This window comes from Pseudomonas sp. TH31 (assembly GCF_016650815.1).
Taxonomy (GTDB): Bacteria; Pseudomonadota; Gammaproteobacteria; order Pseudomonadales; family Pseudomonadaceae; genus Aquipseudomonas.
Map to the genome: position 1 here is coordinate 13275 of NZ_JAEKEZ010000033.1, position 16361 is coordinate 29635.

Sequence of the window (16361 nt, forward strand, 5' to 3'; positions counted from 1 at the left end):
GTAGGAGCTGGCGAAGCCTGCGATCTTTTGATCTTGCCCTTAAAAGCAAAATCAAAAGATCGCAGGCTTCGCCAGCTCCTACAGTGGATTTTGGCCTACTCGAAGTTTGCCTTCACACCGAGCAAATGTGGGAGCGGGCTTGCTCGCGAAGCTTTTGTTTCTAGAACCGCGTCTGCACCGCCAATTCAAAGGTGCGCGGCGTGCCGAGGTAATACGCCGGTGACACATGCGCAAACTCCGCGTACACCTCGTTGGTCAGGTTACGTACCCGGCCGGTAACGGTGGTGTGCTGGTCGACCTTGTAGCTCAGGAAACTCCCGAACAGTGTGTAAGACGGCACGGTCATGGTGTTGGCGCTGTCGGCAAACACCGAGGCCACGTACCGCGCATCGACGCCGCCCCGCCATTGCGGCGCGAAATCGTAGGTCAGCCACACATTGCCGACCCGATCCGGCACGTTAGTCGGCGTGTTGCCCTTGCGTGAAACCACCATGCCAGTGGCGTTCTTCTCGGTGAACTCGTCGTATTGCGCATCGACCCAGGCGAAGTTGCCTTCGGCCAGCAATTTGTCGGTGATCCTGAAGGATGTGGCCAACTCGACGCCTTTGGATGTTTGCTGACCCACCGGGAGACTTTGGGTCGGGTCCAGCGGATCGGTCACGGCAAAATTCTTACGCTCAATCGTGTACGCCGCCACCGTCGCCGAGCCGCGACCGTCCAGATAATCGAATTTGCTGCCGACTTCCCATTGCTTGCCGGTGGACACGTCAAAGTCCTGCGTGCCGTTGGGCTGTTCGGCGGCGGTGCTGTATTGCACGTAGACGTTGGCCGTGGGAAGGATCTGGTAGGTCAGGCCGGCCCGACCGGTGATGGGCTCCCAACTGCGCTTGAGGTGTCGAGGATTGCTGGCGGTCACGGCCCGGTGATTGGTCACGTCCAGGTCGATGTCGTCGTAACGCAGGCCGGTCAGCAGTGCCAGTTTGTCGGTCAATGCCAGGCGGTTTTCGGCGAACAGGGCTTTGGTGGTGACCTCGTTGGTCTTGTCGCTGACCCGTTCCGGGCTGGTGCCCGGATGTCGTAGAAGTGCCCCGGCTGGAAGTTGTTCGGGTCGACGGTGCTGGCGCCTTTGACGTTCAGCGGCGAGTTGGTGGTCTGGTTGACCTTGTACTCGAAGCCGCCGGACCAGGTAGTGTCCAGGCCCAGCAGGGTGTTGTCGTGGCGCATCTCGAACTGGTTGCCGTTCTGCTCACCCTGATGCCGAACCTGATAGGCCGTGGAGCGATCCACCGCGCTGTTGTCGGCGTTGTACTGATAGGTTTCCAGATTGCGGTAGTCGCGCTGACTGTCCAGGTGGTACAGCGTGTTGCGCAGGGTGGTGCTGTCGTTGATCCGGTAGTCGATGATCGAGCGAACCCAGATCGTGCGCTGCTCGTAGCGCCCGTCTTCGACGTTGTAGTTGTTGAAACGGTTGTGTTTGTCGATCTTCAACTCGCCAGCCTTGGGATTGAGCACCGGCGTGCCCCAATAAGGACTGTCCTCATGTTCGTCCTGATACTCCAGGGCCAGGGTGTGGGACAGGTTGGGCGTCAGGTCGCTGAGCAACGAGAACGCCACGCTCCAGGCATCGCGCTCCTGACGGTCGATGTAGCCGTTGCTGGTGTTGTGGCTGACGTCGACTCGCGCGTAGTGCTGCACGTCCGCGCCGGCTTCGCTGAGGGCGTGGTTGAGGCCGAATGCGGTCTCGGTGGTGTCTTCGCTGCCGTAGCTGACCCGACCTTCGACCGCTTGCTCCTCGCGGGTCGCCAGTTTGGTCACGTAATTCAACGAGCCGCCGACGGAGCCGGCGCCATTGATCAGCGACGATGGGCCGCCCACCAGTTCGACCCGATCATAAATCCACGCGTCCACGGGGCGAGCCAAGCCGCCCGATACGTTGATGCCATTGAACATCTGGGTGATCTGGCTGCTGGTGAAACCACGATAGGACACAAAACCGCCGAACCCCGGCGGTGCACTGGCATTCACGCCGGGCAGGGTGTTGGCGACGTCCTGGAAGTTCTGCGCGCCGTGGCGCTCAATATCGTTACGATTGGCGATGGCCACCGACGCCGGGGTGTCGCGTACGCTCAAGCCCTGCCTGGAGGCCGTGCCGCTGGATTGGTCGAGGTTCAGCCCCGGTTCGGCATTGGCCTCGCCATCAATGGTGATCGGCGCCAGAGCGACGGTGGATTGCGCCCAGGTGTTAACGGACAGGCAGCCGAACAGGCTTGCCAAAAGAGGAAGGTGTTTCATCGATGAATCCTGAATTCTTGACTAGGAGACAGCACACAGGCAAACGCCACGCGCAGGCGAAGTGGGCTGATCGGAAAGACGAAAAATCAGGCGAAAGGTGGGGCGCGAGGGTTGGCTGAAGGCCAGGTGTGGCGGGCAGGCAGGTCGATGCTGGCAACGACGGCCAGCGGCGGGCTGTGTTGTTGCGGGAGAATCGCCAGGGTCAGGCTGGAGTTGAGCGCCGGGCCCATGCCGCCGATGGAGCACAGCGGGCAACCGAACGCCTTGGACAGGGTCGGCAGCTTCTCCTCGGAGGTGTTCGACGAGGCTGGCGCCTGGGTTGCCGGGTCCAAGGCACAGAACTGGCCGCCGAGGCCGTTGAGCTGCATCCCGACCATCTGCCCGTGACCGATGCTGCAGGCGAACACGTTGAACAGGACGCAGCAATAAAGCATCCAGGCCATCAATGTGCGATCAGTTCGGGCGAATTTCATGGGGCGGCACTTTACCATCGCCGAAGACGAATACCCTTACAAAAAAGTTCAATGAAGTTCATCCTGCTGCGACATTTCACGCTGGATGTCTGAATATGAACCTAATGGTCGCGCAATGGATTGCTGCAATCTTCCTGTTGATCAGTCTGGTCCACTTGTACTGGGCCGCCGGCGGCACGCTCGGGAGTGAAGCTGCGGTGCCGAGAATCCGGGAGAGGGAGGAGGGGAATCAAGGCCGGCGTTCAAGCCCTCGGGCTTTGCGACGTTGCTGGTGGCGGTCGGTTTACTGCTGATCGCGATGCTGGTGTGCCTGCGGGTCGGCTTGTATTTGCCGACGGTGCAGCACTGGTCGTTGCAATGGGTGATCAGCGCGATTGCGATGCTGATGTTTGCCGGGCGATCGGTGATTCGAACCTTGTAGGGTTCTTCAAGCAGGTCAAGGATTCGAAGTTTGCCCGGCTCGACACCTGGGCTTATTCGCCGTTGTGCGTGGTGTTGGGGGCCGGGTTGTTGGCCGTTGCCTGGGTCTGATCGGCAGGTAAAGCAAGATCAAAAGATCGTCCGAACGCGGCCCGAGCCTTCGGACGATCTTTTCGCATCCAGCTACCGATTTCTGTACGCCGACTACTCACCTCAGCCGGCACATCATCCCCCGCCATACGCTTGCGGAACAACGCCGCCCGTGCCAATAGCAACGTGGTCACCGGCACTGTAATTGCCAACAGGATTGGAATCAGCCAGGCATGCAGCACTGGCGCGGACTTGAGGGTAACTCCTTTTTAATAGGCGGGGTACGGCGAGGCACGTCAGTGCGCAAACGCTTCAGGGTATTTTTCCAGGTAGGCATCATTGAGCTGCGTATCCTGGGAACGCATGAAAGTTTTGAAATCGGGTACCAGAAAGACCAGCAAAGACAACAGCAGCACCATGATGCCTAGCAGCGTGATTGTCAGTGCGACCCCCAGATAGGCGATCAGGGTGTTCATCGCGAAACTGCCCAAGGGGCTGGCCGCTGCAGACAGAAATGAAACCGTGGCAAAAATCCGGTTGCGATGGAGCTTGGGCGTCGCCAGCAACCTCACAGCGGATGTGGGGATGTTGATCAACATCAGGCCGACGCCGCCGCAGAAAAAGGCCGCGGGTACGATGACCGATGATGAAACGGTGCCGACCACTACCAGGTTGCACCCCAGTAATGCAAAACCTGCGGACACACACATGTCACGGGGGACCCGGTCGGATAACCAGCCGATGACCTTGTAACTGCCCGCCAGAATGCCCAGCCCGAAGCACGAATCCAGAAGACCGATGTATGTGACCGGGTACTGGATGACGTCCTTTACGTACAGTGGGATCAGGATGGTGAAGAACGGAAACAGGGCAAAGTTGATCAGCATTGCAATGATGGCCAGGTAAAATTCGACTTTCACTCCGTAAACCACTTTGAATCCGGAATAGATCATGCGCAAGCCGCTGGCACCCGGGGCTTTTTCGCCTTGGTCAGTGGCACCGATGTGGTTCGGTATGGTCGCGATCAACGCCCCGGCGATAAGAATCGCAAAAAAATCGGCGGCAAAGGCGAACGTGATCCCGAACCCGTAAATCAACCCGCTGGCCAGTACCGGCCCCAACAGAATGGAAAAGGACGACATCACGCTTTTGGTCCGAAAGGCCAGGGAGACTTTATCGTCGTCTGCAAACAAAGGAATGATCGACGCCTGGAGAGGGTCGCGCACGCCGACGATCGCACTGCTGATCATCATTAGCGCGCCCACCGTCCAGGGGTTGAACGACCCTGTGGCTGACAGCACCAACATCAATAGCGCTGTCAGCAGGCTGATCCATGAGGCCAGCTTGATAATCAGGATTTTGTTGTACTTGTCCCCCAGCCATCCCAGCAGGGGTTTGGCTAACACCTCCGACGCGATGGAACAGGCAATCATGTTGGCGAAATAAAGCGCAGAGCCTGTTTCCTGCAAGGCCCACCAGGCCACCGCCAGTTGATTGCACCGTCCCCCCAGAACCATCAGCAAAAAGCTGAATTGCACTTTCAGCAGACGCCGGTCGATGCCGGGAAAGCCCCGCGTAATGCCTGAAAAATGTGCACTCATTGACGTACTTTTGATCCGGATAGGGCGACTGCGCAATCAGGGCCGTTCAAGAAACGACGGGGTAACGTTTATCAGGGTAAATCGCCAGATATCGCTCGAAGCCACCCTCAAGGCTATAGAGTTCCGCTGCCTGGCTGACGCCGGATTTACAATGGAAAACGATAAGATCGCAGCTTGCGGCGCGCGTACAGGATTTGTGTACACCGAAGACCACTATGAGCGAGCCTGTTCCGTACGCCGACTACTCACCTCAGCCGGCACATCATCCCCCGCCATACGCTTGCGGAACAACGCCGCCCGTGCCAGCAGCAACGTGGTCACCGGCACTGTAATCGCCAACAGGATCGGAATCAGCCAGGCATGCAGCACTGGCGCGGACTTGAGTGCTGAAAAGTAAATGATCGAGGCCAGCGCCACACACCACGCGCCCAAGGTCGAAGCCAGGGCTGGCGGGTGCATGCGCTGGAAGTAATCCTTCATTCGCAACAACCCGACCGCGCCAATCAGCGCAAACAAACTGCTGAGCACCAGTAGGATCGCCACCGGGATCTCGACCCATAACGACAGTTCGCCATTCATTCGATCACCTCGCCACGCAGCAGGAATTTGGCCAGGGCAAACGAGCCGACGAAGCCGAACAGGGCGATCAGCAGCGCTGCCTCAAAGTAAGTGTCACTGGCATAACGAATGCCCAGCGCCAGCATCATCAGCATGGCGATGATGTACAGATAATCCAGCGCCAGAACCCGGTCTTGGGCCGATGGCCCCTTGAATAGCCGGATCAGGGTCAGAATCATCGCCAGCGAAAAGATGAACAGGCTCAGCACGATCGCGTTCGACAGCAATTCGCTCATTCGAAGATCTCCATCAAAGGACGCTCGTAGGCCGTCTTGAAGTGCTCGATAAACGACGCTTCGTCATCCAGATCGAACACATGCAGCAACAGGATGCTGCGGTCCAGCGCCAGTTCCGACCAGACCGTGCCGGGCACCACCGTACAGATCATCGACAGCGCCGCCAGGCCGTTGGCATCACGCAGGTCCAACGGCACCTTGATGAACGCCGAGCGCGGTGGACGCCGACCGGCGTTGAGCACGCTCCAGGCCACGGCAAGGTTGGACATCACCACGTCGCGACCAACCAGGAAAAACAACCGCACAATCACCCCGGGCCGCCGAATCCGAATCGGCAACGGCCGTAATTTGCGCATCATCAGCGGCGCGCAGAACCCCAGCATTGCGCCCAGTAGCAGATTGCCCGGGCTCACCGACAGGTTCAGCACCAGCCACAGCAGCCACAGGGCCAGTGACAACCACGGCGCAGGAAACAGATGCTTCATGGCTGCACCTCCAGCATCGCCGCTTTCGCTTCGGGACTTGGAACGGAGCGGGTGCCGAGCACCGCCATCACGTATTGCTCCGGGTTGTTCAAGGCAGTGGCGGCGGCCTGGGTGTAGCGCATCAGCGGTTCGGCCTTGAAGGTCAGCGCGATGCTCAGCCCCAGCAGGGCGATGATCGGCACACATTCAAGGCGACGCAGCAGCGGCGATGGCCGCTCCTCGGGTGTCCAGAAACGCTGGATGCCCAGCCGCGAGAAAGCAATCAGTGACGCCAGCCCGGACAGGATCAGCAACGCCAGCAAGCCCCACGCCGCGTTTGATATCGGGACGTCACCGCTGTTACCTATACCCAGCGGGTTGAGCAGGGCACTGAGCAAACCGAGCTTGCCAATAAACCCGGAGAGCGGCGGCATGCCAATGATCAACAAGGCGCAGGCAATGAAGCTCAAGCCAAGGAAGGCCATGGTCCAGGGGATCACTTGGCCGACCACGGCTTTTTGTTCGTCGTCGAGGTTGATGCCTTTGCTCGGTTGCAGGGATTGCGCAGGTCGCGCAATGAGATCGGCGTCGTCGAACAGCGGCATTTCATTGACTGAGCGGGAACGCTCGATCAACTCGGCCAACAGGAACAGCGCACTCAGTGCCAACGTCGAGCTGACCAGGTAGAACAGTGCCGCGCCGATCAGGTTTGGCTGTGCGAAGCCGATAGCCGACAGCAGAATCCCGGCCGACACCAGAATGCTCAGGCTGGCCATGCGCTCCAGCCGCTGCGCGGCAAGAATCGCCACGCCAGCGCAGACGATGGTCGCCATGCCGCCGTAGATCAGCCAGTCGCCACCAAAGTAGGCGGACGCCCCAGCCTGGCCGGAGAACAGCAGCGTCCACAGTCGCAGCAAGGTGTAGACACCGACCTTGGTCATGATCGCGAACATTGCCGCAACCGGCGCACTGGCCGCGGAATAGGCCGGTACCAGCCAGAAGTTCAGCGGCCACATCCCGGCCTTCGCCAGAAACGCCACCGCCAGAATCGCTGCGCCGGCATGCAGCAGGCCGCGATCAGCTTCAGGCACCAGCGGGATTTTCAGCGCCAGGTCGGCCATGTTGAGCGTGCCGGTGACGCCATAGATCAGCGCGGCGCCAATCAGAAACAGCGACGAGGCCAGCAGGTTGATCGAGATGTAATGCAGCCCCGACGACACCCGCGCCCGGCCCGAACCATGAAGCATCAAGCCGTAGGACGCGGCCAGCAGCACTTCGAAGAACACGAACAGGTTGAACAGATCTGCTGTCAGGAATGCGCCGTAAAGACCCATCAACTGAATCTGGAACAGCGCGTGGAAACTCGAACCGGCGCCGTCCCAACGGGCCATGGCGAACAGCAGGGCGCTGACGCCGATGATCCCGGTCAGCACGAGCATCATTGCCGACAGACGATCAACCACCAGCACGATGCCGAACGGCAATTGCCAGTTGCCCGGCAGGTACACCCCAATGGAGCCAGGCACGCCGGTGGTTTGCGTCCATTGCAGCAGCATCACGGAAATGCCCAGGCCCAGCAGGCTGGAGAACAGATTGATCTTGGCTTTCAGCGGGCGATGTTTCTCGCCGAGCATCAACATGATGGCGGCGGTCAACAGCGGCAGCAGAATCGGTGCGGCGATCAGGTGCGTCATCGCATTCATTCTTTAGGCTCCCGGCCATCCACATGGTCGGTACCGGTCAGGCCCCTAGAGGCCAGCAGTACTACCAGAAACAACGCGGTCATGGCGAAGCTGATCACGATGGCGGTCAATACCAGGGCTTGGGGCAGCGGGTCGGTGTAGTGCAGCAAATCTTGCGGCACGCCATTCTTGATGATGGGCTCCCTGCCGATGAACAGGCTGCCCATGCTGAAGATGAACAGGTTGACGCCATAAGACAGCAGGCACAGGCCCATGACCACCTGGAACGTCCGTGGCCGCAGGATCAACCAGACGCCGGACGCGGCCAGGACGCCGATGGCGATTGCGATGACTTCTTCCATCAGACGGCTCCCTTGGCGGCAACGGATTTAGGCGGGGCAGCGGATTTCGGTTGCGCGGCGGTTTTGTGACCCCGAACCGACTGGTGAGCCAGGGCGGTGAGGATCAATAGCGTCGAACCGACCACTACCGCGTACACGCCGATATCGAAGAACAGCGCACTGGCGATGTGAATGTCGCCCAGTACCGGCAGTTCGAAATGCCAGGTGTGGGTGGTCAGGAACGGATACCCGGCGACCATCGCGCCAAGCCCGGTGACCGTGGCGAACAGCAGCCCGGTGCCCATCCAGCGCAGCGGCCGCAAGCTCATTTGTGCCTCGACCCACTGGGTGCCGGCGACCATGTACTGGAGGATGAAGGCCACCGACATCACCAGTCCGGCAACAAACCCGCCGCCTGGTTGGTTGTGGCCGCGCATGAACAGGTAGAACGAGATCACCATGGCGATCGGCAGCAACAGGCGCACCAGCACCGCCGGCACCATCATGAAACCGAGGGCGGTGTCGCTGGCCTGACGCGGGTTGACCAGGTCGGTGACCACGTCGGGCGCCAGCAAACGTTGCTGGGCCGGCAGTTGCAGGCTCTCTTTCGGCGGACGGAAGCGGCGCAGCAGGGCGAACACCGTCAGGGCCACGGCCGCCAGCACGGTGATTTCACCGAGGGTGTCGAAGCCACGGAAGTCCACCAGCATGACGTTGACTACATTGCTGCCGCCACCTTCCGGCAGGGCGCGGCTGAGGTAGAACGAAGAAATGTCGTTAGGCGTCTGCCGGGTCAGCATCGCGTAGGCCAGCAGCGCCATGCCGCCGCCGACCACGGTCGACAACAGCAAGTCGCGGATACGCCGGATGCGTGCCTTGCGCAGGCTGCTCGGCAATGGCGAGACCTCTTCGATCCGTCGTGGCAACCAGCGCAGGCCCAGCAGGATCAGCACCGTGGTCACCACTTCGACCACCAGTTGCGTCAGCGCCAGGTCCGGTGCCGAGAACCAGACAAAGGTCACGCAGGTCATCAGGCCACACACGCTGACCATGGTCAGGGCGGCGAGACGGTGATACTTGGCCTGCCAAGCCGCGCCGAGGGCACAGGCAATCGCCAGCAACCAGAGGATCACAAACACGATCGAGCCCGGGATTTTCGGCCGGTCGCCCCAGCTCAGGCTGCTGTGGAGCATCGGGATCAACCCGGCCAGCACGGCGGCGAGCACCATCAGGAACAGTTGGGTTTGCAGGCGCCTGGTGCCGATCCGCCGCTCCAGGCGACGGGCCAGGCGCATCATGATCACCAGGCTGCGTTCGAACAGACGCTTGCCATTAAACCGGCCAATCAGCGGCGGGTACTTGAAGCGCCCGCGCTTGAGCTGGTTACGCAGCAGCAGGTACAGCACGATGCCGCCGGACATGGCGATCAGGCTCATGATCATCGGCGCGTTCCAGCCGTGCCAGATCGCCAGGCTGTATTCGGGCAGCGTGCCACCGACGACGGGCAGGGCTGCGGCGGCGAGCAACGGGCCGACGACCTGGGCCGGGAAAATCCCGACGATCAGGCAGGTGAACACCAGCAGTTCTACCGGCGCGCGCATCCAGCGCGGCGGCTCATGCGGGGTGTGCGGCAAGTCGGTGGCGGTCGGGCCAAAGAACACGTCGACGGTAAAACGCAGGGAATAGGCGACGCTGAAGGTACCGGCAATAGTCGCGACAATCGGCAAGGTCATCTCGACCCAGGCCGTGGCGTTGATGAACACGGTTTCGGCGAAGAACATTTCTTTGGAGAGGAAACCGTTGAGCAGCGGTACGCCTGCCATGGAGGCGCTGGCAACCATCGCCAGGGTGGCGGTGAACGGAATCAGTTTGATCAGGCCGCTGAGCTTGCGAATGTCCCTGGTGCCACTTTCGTGGTCGATGATCCCGGCGGCCATGAACAGCGAGGCCTTGAAGGTGGCGTGGTTGAGAATGTGGAACACCGCGGCCACGGCGGCCAGCGGACTGTTCAGGCCCAACAGCAGGGTGATCAGGCCCAGGTGGCTGATGGTCGAGTACGCCAGCAAGCCCTTGAGGTCGTTCTGGAACATCGCGCAGTACGCGCCGAGCAACAGGGTGCAGGCGCCGGCCCCGCCGACGATGTAGAACCATTCCTCACTGCCGGACAGCGACGGCCATAGACGTGCCAGCAGAAACACCCCGGCCTTGACCATGGTCGCCGAGTGCAGATAAGCCGAAACCGGGGTCGGCGCCGCCATCGCGTGGGGCAGCCAGAAGTGGAAGGGGAATTGCGCGCTTTTGCTCAGGGCGCCGATCAGGATCAGGGGCAGCAGAATAGGGTAGAGGGCATGTGCGCGAATCAGATCGCCGGCGGCCAGGACCTTGTCCAGGTCATAGCTGCCAACCACATGGCCGAGCAGCATGACCCCCGCCAGCAGGCACAAACCGCCTGCGCCGGTGACCATCAGCGCCATATAGGCGCCACGTCGGGCATCGGCGCGATGGTGCCAGTAGCCGATCAACAGGAACGAAAAGAGGCTGGTCAGCTCCCAGAAAAACACGATCTGGATCAGGTTGCCGGAGATCACCAGCCCGAGCATGGCGCCCATGAACGCCAGGAAAAACGCAAAAAACCGTGGCACCGGATCGTCCGGCGACATGTAATAGCGGGCGTACAAAGAAACCAGCGTACCGATGCCCAGCACCAGCATCGAGAATAGCCAGGCGAAGCCGTCCATGCGCAGGACGAAGTTCAGGCCGAGGCTCGGTAGCCAGAAAAATTCTTCGCGTATCACGCCGCCATGGGCAATCTGCGGGTACAGGAGAGCGACCTGGATGGTGCCTGCGAGGGCAACCAGGCCAGCCAGAAGTGATTCACTATTACGCGCGTTATGTGGCAGCAAAGCCGCGACACAGCTGCCGATAAAAGGCAGAAGCAGTAGAACTATCAGGGACATAGGCTTCTAATCTGCGGAAGTTTGTTAAGCATCATACGTGCCAGCTCCCGGATCGCCAAACGCCAACCTGTGGCAGGATCCTACAAGGTAGGCGGGAACGGCCGGTTTTTCATTGTTTCAATGCTTCGAAATTCCGCGGGCGCAAAAAGATCGCAGCCTTCGGCAGCTCCTACATTGGAATGCGTACCTCTGTAGGAGCTGCCGAAGGCTGCGATCTTTTGATCTTGCTGTATCAACGTTCGCCTTCGCGCTCCAATGCTTCGTCGACCGCAACGGCGGCTTTACCCTTGGTCTTCAACTCACTGACGATCACCGCCGCCACAATCAATGCCGCCCCGAGCAAGGCAATCGCCGGCAGCCGCTCCCCGGCCAGGCGTCCGGCAATCCCGGCCCACACCGGTTCGCCGGCATAGATCAACGTCGCCCGAGTCGGTGAAACACTCTTCTGCGCCCAGTTCATCGCCACCTGAATCGCCGCACTGGCCGCGCCCAGGCCCAAGGCGCTGCAGAGCAATAACCAGGAGAAGTCCGGGATCGCTTCGTTTGTCGGTACCACCATCAACAGCGCCAACACCGAGGTAGTCGCCAATTGCACCACGGTCACCCGCCGTACATCGACCTGGCCGGCATAGGTGCTGATCAGGATAATCTCCGCCGCGATCGCGATGGCGCTGATCAACGTGGCTATTTCACCCGGACTGAAATTCAGCGAAGCCCCCGAAGGCCCCGACAGCAACATCAACCCGGTAAACGCCAGCATGATCCCGATGCTCGGCATCAATCCCGGCCGCCGCCCCAGCACCAGCCATTGCAGCAATGGCACAAACGGCACGTACAACGCGGTAATAAACGCCGACTGACTGCTGGGAATCGTCTGCAACCCGACGGTCTGCAAGCCATACCCAAGCATGATCGCCACGCCGATAAAGGCACCGGCCTTGAGTTCGAACAGGGTCAGCTCCCGCAAATGACGCCAGGAGAACAGCGCGACGATGCTTGCCGCCGCCGCAAAGCGCAGGCCAACGAAAAACATCGGCCCGCTGACGGTCATTGCATGCTGTACCAGCAAAAAGGTCCCGCCCCAGACCATGGTAATCAGCACCAGCACACACTCGGCCTTGCTGAACCGCGAGAAACGGGAAGTAGCCTGAGGGGAATTCACCGACGTCATGACCTTGCGCGCTACCTGAGGCGGACGCACAATGCGCCCGAATGTTGCGCAGTATACTGCCCAACTCCACCAAGTGAGCAATATAGTGCACAAAGATTCTCCCCGCGGGCTTCGGTCCTCCAGCACGTCAGCCAGAACGTTCGACGGCTGCGCCACGCCGCCGAGATGAGCCAGACTGCTCTGGCCGAAAAATCTGGCGTCAGCCGGCGCATGCTGGTGGCGATCGAGGCCGGCGAGAAGAACGTCAGCCTGACCACGCTCGACCGTGTGGCCGAAGCGCTGGACGTCGCTTTCAGCGATCTGATCCAGGCCCCGGATGCCCGCGATCCGAGCCGCATCAACGAACTGGCCTGGGCCGGGACGATTGCGGGGAGTAAAGCGGTGTTGCTGTCCAAAGCCACCGCTACTCGTGAGGTGGAACAATGGGAATGGTGCCTGCAACCGGGCGAGGTCTATCCGTCACAACCGGATGCCGAAGGCTGGAGTGAGCAGATCTTTGTGTTCGAAGGCTGCCTGACGCTGATGCTGAGCGACACACCGCAGAGAATCGCCGCCGGTGAGTTCTTCATGTTTGCCAGTAACCAGCCCCATACCTATCGTAATGATGGACCGGTGGCAGCGCGGTTTGTGCGTAATGTGGTGATCTGACTGTCTACTGGCCAACAGTTGATGAACACTTTGTTGTTTTTAAGCTGTAAGTGTTTCTCTAATAGCTCTGCAACTAGCTGAAATAAAGGTTTTTAAATTCAGGCACGACTCCTGCAAAAGGTCTTGGGTATTCACCCGGAACCACGGAGTCGGCCCCATGACAACTTCACCCATTACCGCCCACATCATCCGCTCGGACGCCGAGGCCATCGCCGTCGCGCACAAGCTTGCTGCACGCTTCGCCGTCGAAGCCAGCGTCCGTGACCGCGAGCGACGCCTGCCGGTGGTCGAACTGGACGAGTTCTCCGCCAGCGGTCTTTGGGGTATCACCGTCCCCAAAGAATTTGGTGGTGCCGGCGTGTCCTACGTGACCGTCGCCGAAGTGATCAAGATCATTTCCGCCGCCGACTCATCGCTCGGCCAGATCCCGCAAAACCATCTCGGCGTGCTCGACATCCTGTTGCAAACCGCCACCGAGGAGCAGAAGCGCTATTACTTCGGCAAAGTCCTGCAAGGCTACCGTTTCGGCAATGCCTTCTCCGAATCCAAAAGCAAAAACGCCGGGGCCTTCGAAACCCGAATTCGCTTCGACCAGGACACCGCGCAAATCGACGGCGAAAAGTTCTACTGCACCGGCGCGTTGTTCGCGCACATCGTGCCGGCGGTGGCGGTCAACGAACAGAATCAGGCCTTTATCGCTTTCATCGAGCGTGACAACCCTGGCCTGACGGTGATCGACAGCTGGGACGGTTTCGGCCAGCGCACCACGGCCAGCGGCGGCGTCATCCTAAGCGCAGTCAAAGTCCCGCTCAGCGCTGTGATTCCGGCCCACAAGTCGTTCGACGAGCCCACCGCCGACGGCCCTATCTCGCAAATCATCCAGGCCGCCGTGGACACCGGCATCGCCGTCGGTGCATTGGCAGAAACCAAGCGCTACGCCCGCGAATCCCGGCCGTGGATCGACAGTGGCCAGGATCACGGCTGGCAGGACCCGTTCAGCATCGCCGCCATCGGTGACCTCGAATGGCGAGTCCACGGCACCGAAGCCATCCTGAAAAAGGCCGGCCTCGCCATCGACCAGGCGTTACTCAATCCCAACGAAGACACCGTGGCCCACGCTTCAGTGGTGGTCGCCCAAGCCAAAGTCTTGTCCGCCGAGATCGCCTTGCTCGCCAGCAGCAAGCTCTTCGAACTGGCCGGCACCCGCTCGGTGCTCGGCAAGTACAACCTCGACCGTCACTGGCGCAACGCCCGGACCCACACGTTGCACGACCCGGCGCGCTGGAAATACCACCTGATCGGCAACTACCTGCTCAACGGCGTGAAGCCCGCGCGCCACGCCTGGAACTGAGGAGCCCACCATGAACGCTTTGACCCAACCGATTATTGCCGGACAACCCCTGGCCAAAAGTCAGCACGACTTGCACAACGCCCGCAGCCTGCTCGATGCAACGCTGCGCTTCGTTCGCCAACAGGCGCAAGCCACCGATGATCCTTACGTCATCAGCCGTTTCGGCGATTTGCACATCCGCATTGAAGTCGCCGCGGCACTGCTCGAACGCGCCGAGGCGTTTCTGAATAGTGATGAAGACGATACCGAGATCAGCGTCGCCATCGCCGAGTCGCATCTGGCCAGCGCCGAAGCCTTGAATGCTGTCAGCAACGCCGAATTCGAACTCACCGGCCAACGCACCGCATTGCACGGATCGCTGCACGATCCGCTGTGCTGGAAGCTCCACCTCATCGGCAACTTCCGCCTCAACGGCATTCATCCCCCACGTTTTCGGAGTGCAGTTTGATGGCCCGTGAAATTCGTCTCAACGCCTTCGACATGAACTGCGTCGGCCACCAGTCTCCGGGGTTATGGGCGCATCCGCGGGATCGCTCCTGGCAGTACAAGGACCTCGAATACTGGACCGACCTGGCGAAAATCCTTGAGCGTGGCAAGTTCGACGGCTTGTTCATCGCCGACGTACTCGGCATTTACGACGTCTACAACGGCAACGGTGACGCGGCGATCCGTCAGGCGGCGCAGGTGCCGGTCAACGATCCGCTGCAACTCATCCCGCCGATGGCGCTGGTCACCGAGCACCTGGGTTTTGGCCTGACCGCGTCGTTATCCTTCGAACACCCGTACCCGTTCGCCCGACGCCTGTCGACCCTCGATCACCTGACCAAGGGCCGCGCCGGCTGGAACATCGTCACCTCGTACCTGGAGAGCGGCGCGAAGAACCTCGGTCAGAAAAACCAGACCGAGCACGACGCCCGCTACGACTTCGCCGAAGAATATCTGGAAGTTTGCTACAAGCTCTGGGAAGGCAGTTGGGAAGAGGGCGCGATCCTGCGTGATCGCGAGCGCAGGATTTTCAGCGACCCGAGCAAAATCCATGAAATCCAGCACCTCGGCAAACACTTCCAGGTGCCGGGCATTCACCTTTGCGAGCCTTCGCCACAGCGCACGCCTGTGTTGTATCAGGCCGGTGCGTCGAGTCGCGGCAAGCAGTTCGCTGCTGAACATGCCGAATGCGTGTTTGTCGCGGCGCCGTCGAAAGTGCTGCTGAAGAAGACCGTTGCCGATATTCGTCGTCGGGCGGCTGAAGCGGGGCGCGATCCGAAGAAGATCCTGATCTTCAACCTGCAAACGGTGATCCTCGGCGAAACTGACGCCAAGGCCAAGGCCAAGTTTGAGGAATACAAAACCTGGGTCAGCTACGAGGGCGCCATGGCGTTGATCTCGGGCTGGACCGGGATTGATTTCAGCCAGTTCAAACCGGATGAGCCGCTCAAGCACGTACACACCAATGCGATTCAGTCGGCGGTGGAGGCGTTCTCCACGGCGGACCCGAACAAGGTCTGGACTCCGAATGAGTTGGCGGATTGGGTCGGCATCGGCGGCTTCGGGCCGCTGTTTGTCGGCAACCCGCAAACCGTTGCCGACCTGCTGCAAGAGTGGGTCGAAGAGACCGACGTGGACGGGTTCAACCTGGCCTATGCGTTGACCCATGAAACCTTCATCGATGCCGTGGAGTTACTCGTGCCCGAGTTGCAGAAGCGTGGCGTGTACAAAACCGAATATGCGCCGGGGACCTTGCGCGAGAAATTGTTCGGCGAAGGCCCGCGATTGCCGGAGATTCATCCGGGGGCGGGGTATCGGGACCTGGCGGCGTTGCGGCAGCAGGACAAAAAGCTGGTGTCTGCCTAAACAATTTCAACGCAACACAAATCCCTGTGGGAGCGAGCTTGTTCGCGAAGGGGCCGGCACATTCAACATCAGTGTTGCCAGATACACCGCTTTCGCGAGCAGGCTCGCTCCCACAGTTGATCGGGTTGCACACAAATACCCAGACCGGCATAGAACCCCTGCAGGA

The 16361-nt window shown here is 60.4% G+C and carries 11 protein-coding genes and 5 pseudogenes; 5 read left to right on the forward strand and 11 right to left on the reverse strand.

All coding sequences use genetic code 11. The features are described from left to right. Positions 1-160: 160 nt before the first annotated feature. Both JFV26_RS25680 and JFV26_RS25685 read right to left on the reverse strand, forming a co-directional pair. A pseudogene (locus tag JFV26_RS25680) lies at positions 161-2292 on the reverse strand (TonB-dependent receptor). 86 nt (positions 2293-2378) lie between these two features. Continuing rightward, positions 2379-2765: a DUF2946 domain-containing protein gene (locus tag JFV26_RS25685; protein ID WP_201196311.1), complete on the reverse strand. Its 387-nt coding sequence runs from the start codon at positions 2763-2765 to the stop codon at positions 2379-2381. Between the two features lie 95 nt (positions 2766-2860). Between JFV26_RS25685 and JFV26_RS25690 the strand changes: the two are divergent. Next, a pseudogene (locus JFV26_RS25690) lies at positions 2861-3296 on the forward strand (DUF3995 domain-containing protein). Between the two features lie 71 nt (positions 3297-3367). Here JFV26_RS25690 and JFV26_RS25695 read toward each other — a convergent pair. The 9 genes and pseudogenes from JFV26_RS25695 to JFV26_RS25735 all read right to left on the reverse strand — a co-directional run. Next, a pseudogene (locus JFV26_RS25695) lies at positions 3368-3532 on the reverse strand (Na+/H+ antiporter subunit G); the annotation flags it as partial. Positions 3533-3571: 39 nt separating this feature from the next. Further along, entirely contained in the window at positions 3572-4876 is a 1305-nt protein-coding gene (locus JFV26_RS25700) for an MFS transporter (RefSeq protein ID WP_201196313.1), read from the reverse strand. Positions 4877-5089: 213 nt separating this feature from the next. Continuing rightward, positions 5090-5455: a Na+/H+ antiporter subunit G gene (locus JFV26_RS25705; RefSeq protein ID WP_201196314.1), complete on the reverse strand. Its 366-nt coding sequence runs from the start codon at positions 5453-5455 to the stop codon at positions 5090-5092. Further along, the gene (locus tag JFV26_RS25710) at positions 5452-5730 is read right to left on the reverse strand and encodes a K+/H+ antiporter subunit F (RefSeq protein WP_201196316.1); all 279 of its coding nucleotides are present in this window, start codon (positions 5728-5730) and stop codon (positions 5452-5454) included. Before JFV26_RS25710 ends, JFV26_RS25705 begins: the two co-directional genes overlap by 4 nt. Next, entirely contained in the window at positions 5727-6215 is a 489-nt protein-coding gene (locus JFV26_RS25715; protein WP_201196317.1) for a Na+/H+ antiporter subunit E, read from the reverse strand. The genes JFV26_RS25710 and JFV26_RS25715 overlap by 4 nt, the downstream gene beginning before the upstream one ends. After that, positions 6212-7897, reverse strand: coding sequence for a monovalent cation/H+ antiporter subunit D (locus tag JFV26_RS25720; RefSeq protein ID WP_201196319.1), 1686 nt, complete (start codon positions 7895-7897; stop codon positions 6212-6214). Before JFV26_RS25720 ends, JFV26_RS25715 begins: the two co-directional genes overlap by 4 nt. Next, on the reverse strand, positions 7894-8238 hold the full coding sequence (locus JFV26_RS25725; protein ID WP_201196321.1) for a Na+/H+ antiporter subunit C: 345 nt from the start codon (positions 8236-8238) through the stop codon (positions 7894-7896). Before JFV26_RS25725 ends, JFV26_RS25720 begins: the two co-directional genes overlap by 4 nt. Then, positions 8238-11174 (reverse strand): monovalent cation/H+ antiporter subunit A, encoded by a 2937-nt coding sequence (locus JFV26_RS25730; protein ID WP_201196323.1) that lies wholly within the window; start codon positions 11172-11174, stop codon positions 8238-8240. Before JFV26_RS25730 ends, JFV26_RS25725 begins: the two co-directional genes overlap by 1 nt. A gap of 232 nt (positions 11175-11406) precedes the next feature. Then, positions 11407-12436: pseudogene (locus tag JFV26_RS25735) on the reverse strand (DMT family transporter). On the opposite strand from JFV26_RS25735, the pseudogene JFV26_RS25740 reads away from it, so the two are divergent. The 4 genes and pseudogenes from JFV26_RS25740 (at position 12431) to JFV26_RS25755 (ending at position 16195) form a co-directional block, all read left to right on the forward strand. Further along, a pseudogene (locus JFV26_RS25740) lies at positions 12431-12993 on the forward strand (helix-turn-helix domain-containing protein). The pseudogenes JFV26_RS25735 and JFV26_RS25740 overlap by 6 nt on opposite strands. 157 nt (positions 12994-13150) lie before the next feature. Then, positions 13151-14344 carry an SfnB family sulfur acquisition oxidoreductase gene (locus JFV26_RS25745; RefSeq protein ID WP_201196325.1) on the forward strand — a complete coding sequence of 398 codons (1194 nt, stop codon included), beginning with the start codon at positions 13151-13153 and terminating at the stop codon, positions 14342-14344. Between the two features lie 10 nt (positions 14345-14354). Beyond that, positions 14355-14792 (forward strand): acyl-CoA dehydrogenase, encoded by a 438-nt coding sequence (locus tag JFV26_RS25750; protein WP_201196327.1) that lies wholly within the window; start codon positions 14355-14357, stop codon positions 14790-14792. Continuing rightward, complete coding sequence (locus JFV26_RS25755) at positions 14792-16195, forward strand: LLM class flavin-dependent oxidoreductase (RefSeq protein WP_201196329.1); 1404 nt, start codon at positions 14792-14794, stop codon at positions 16193-16195. Before JFV26_RS25750 ends, JFV26_RS25755 begins: the two co-directional genes overlap by 1 nt. Positions 16196-16361 lie beyond the last annotated feature (166 nt).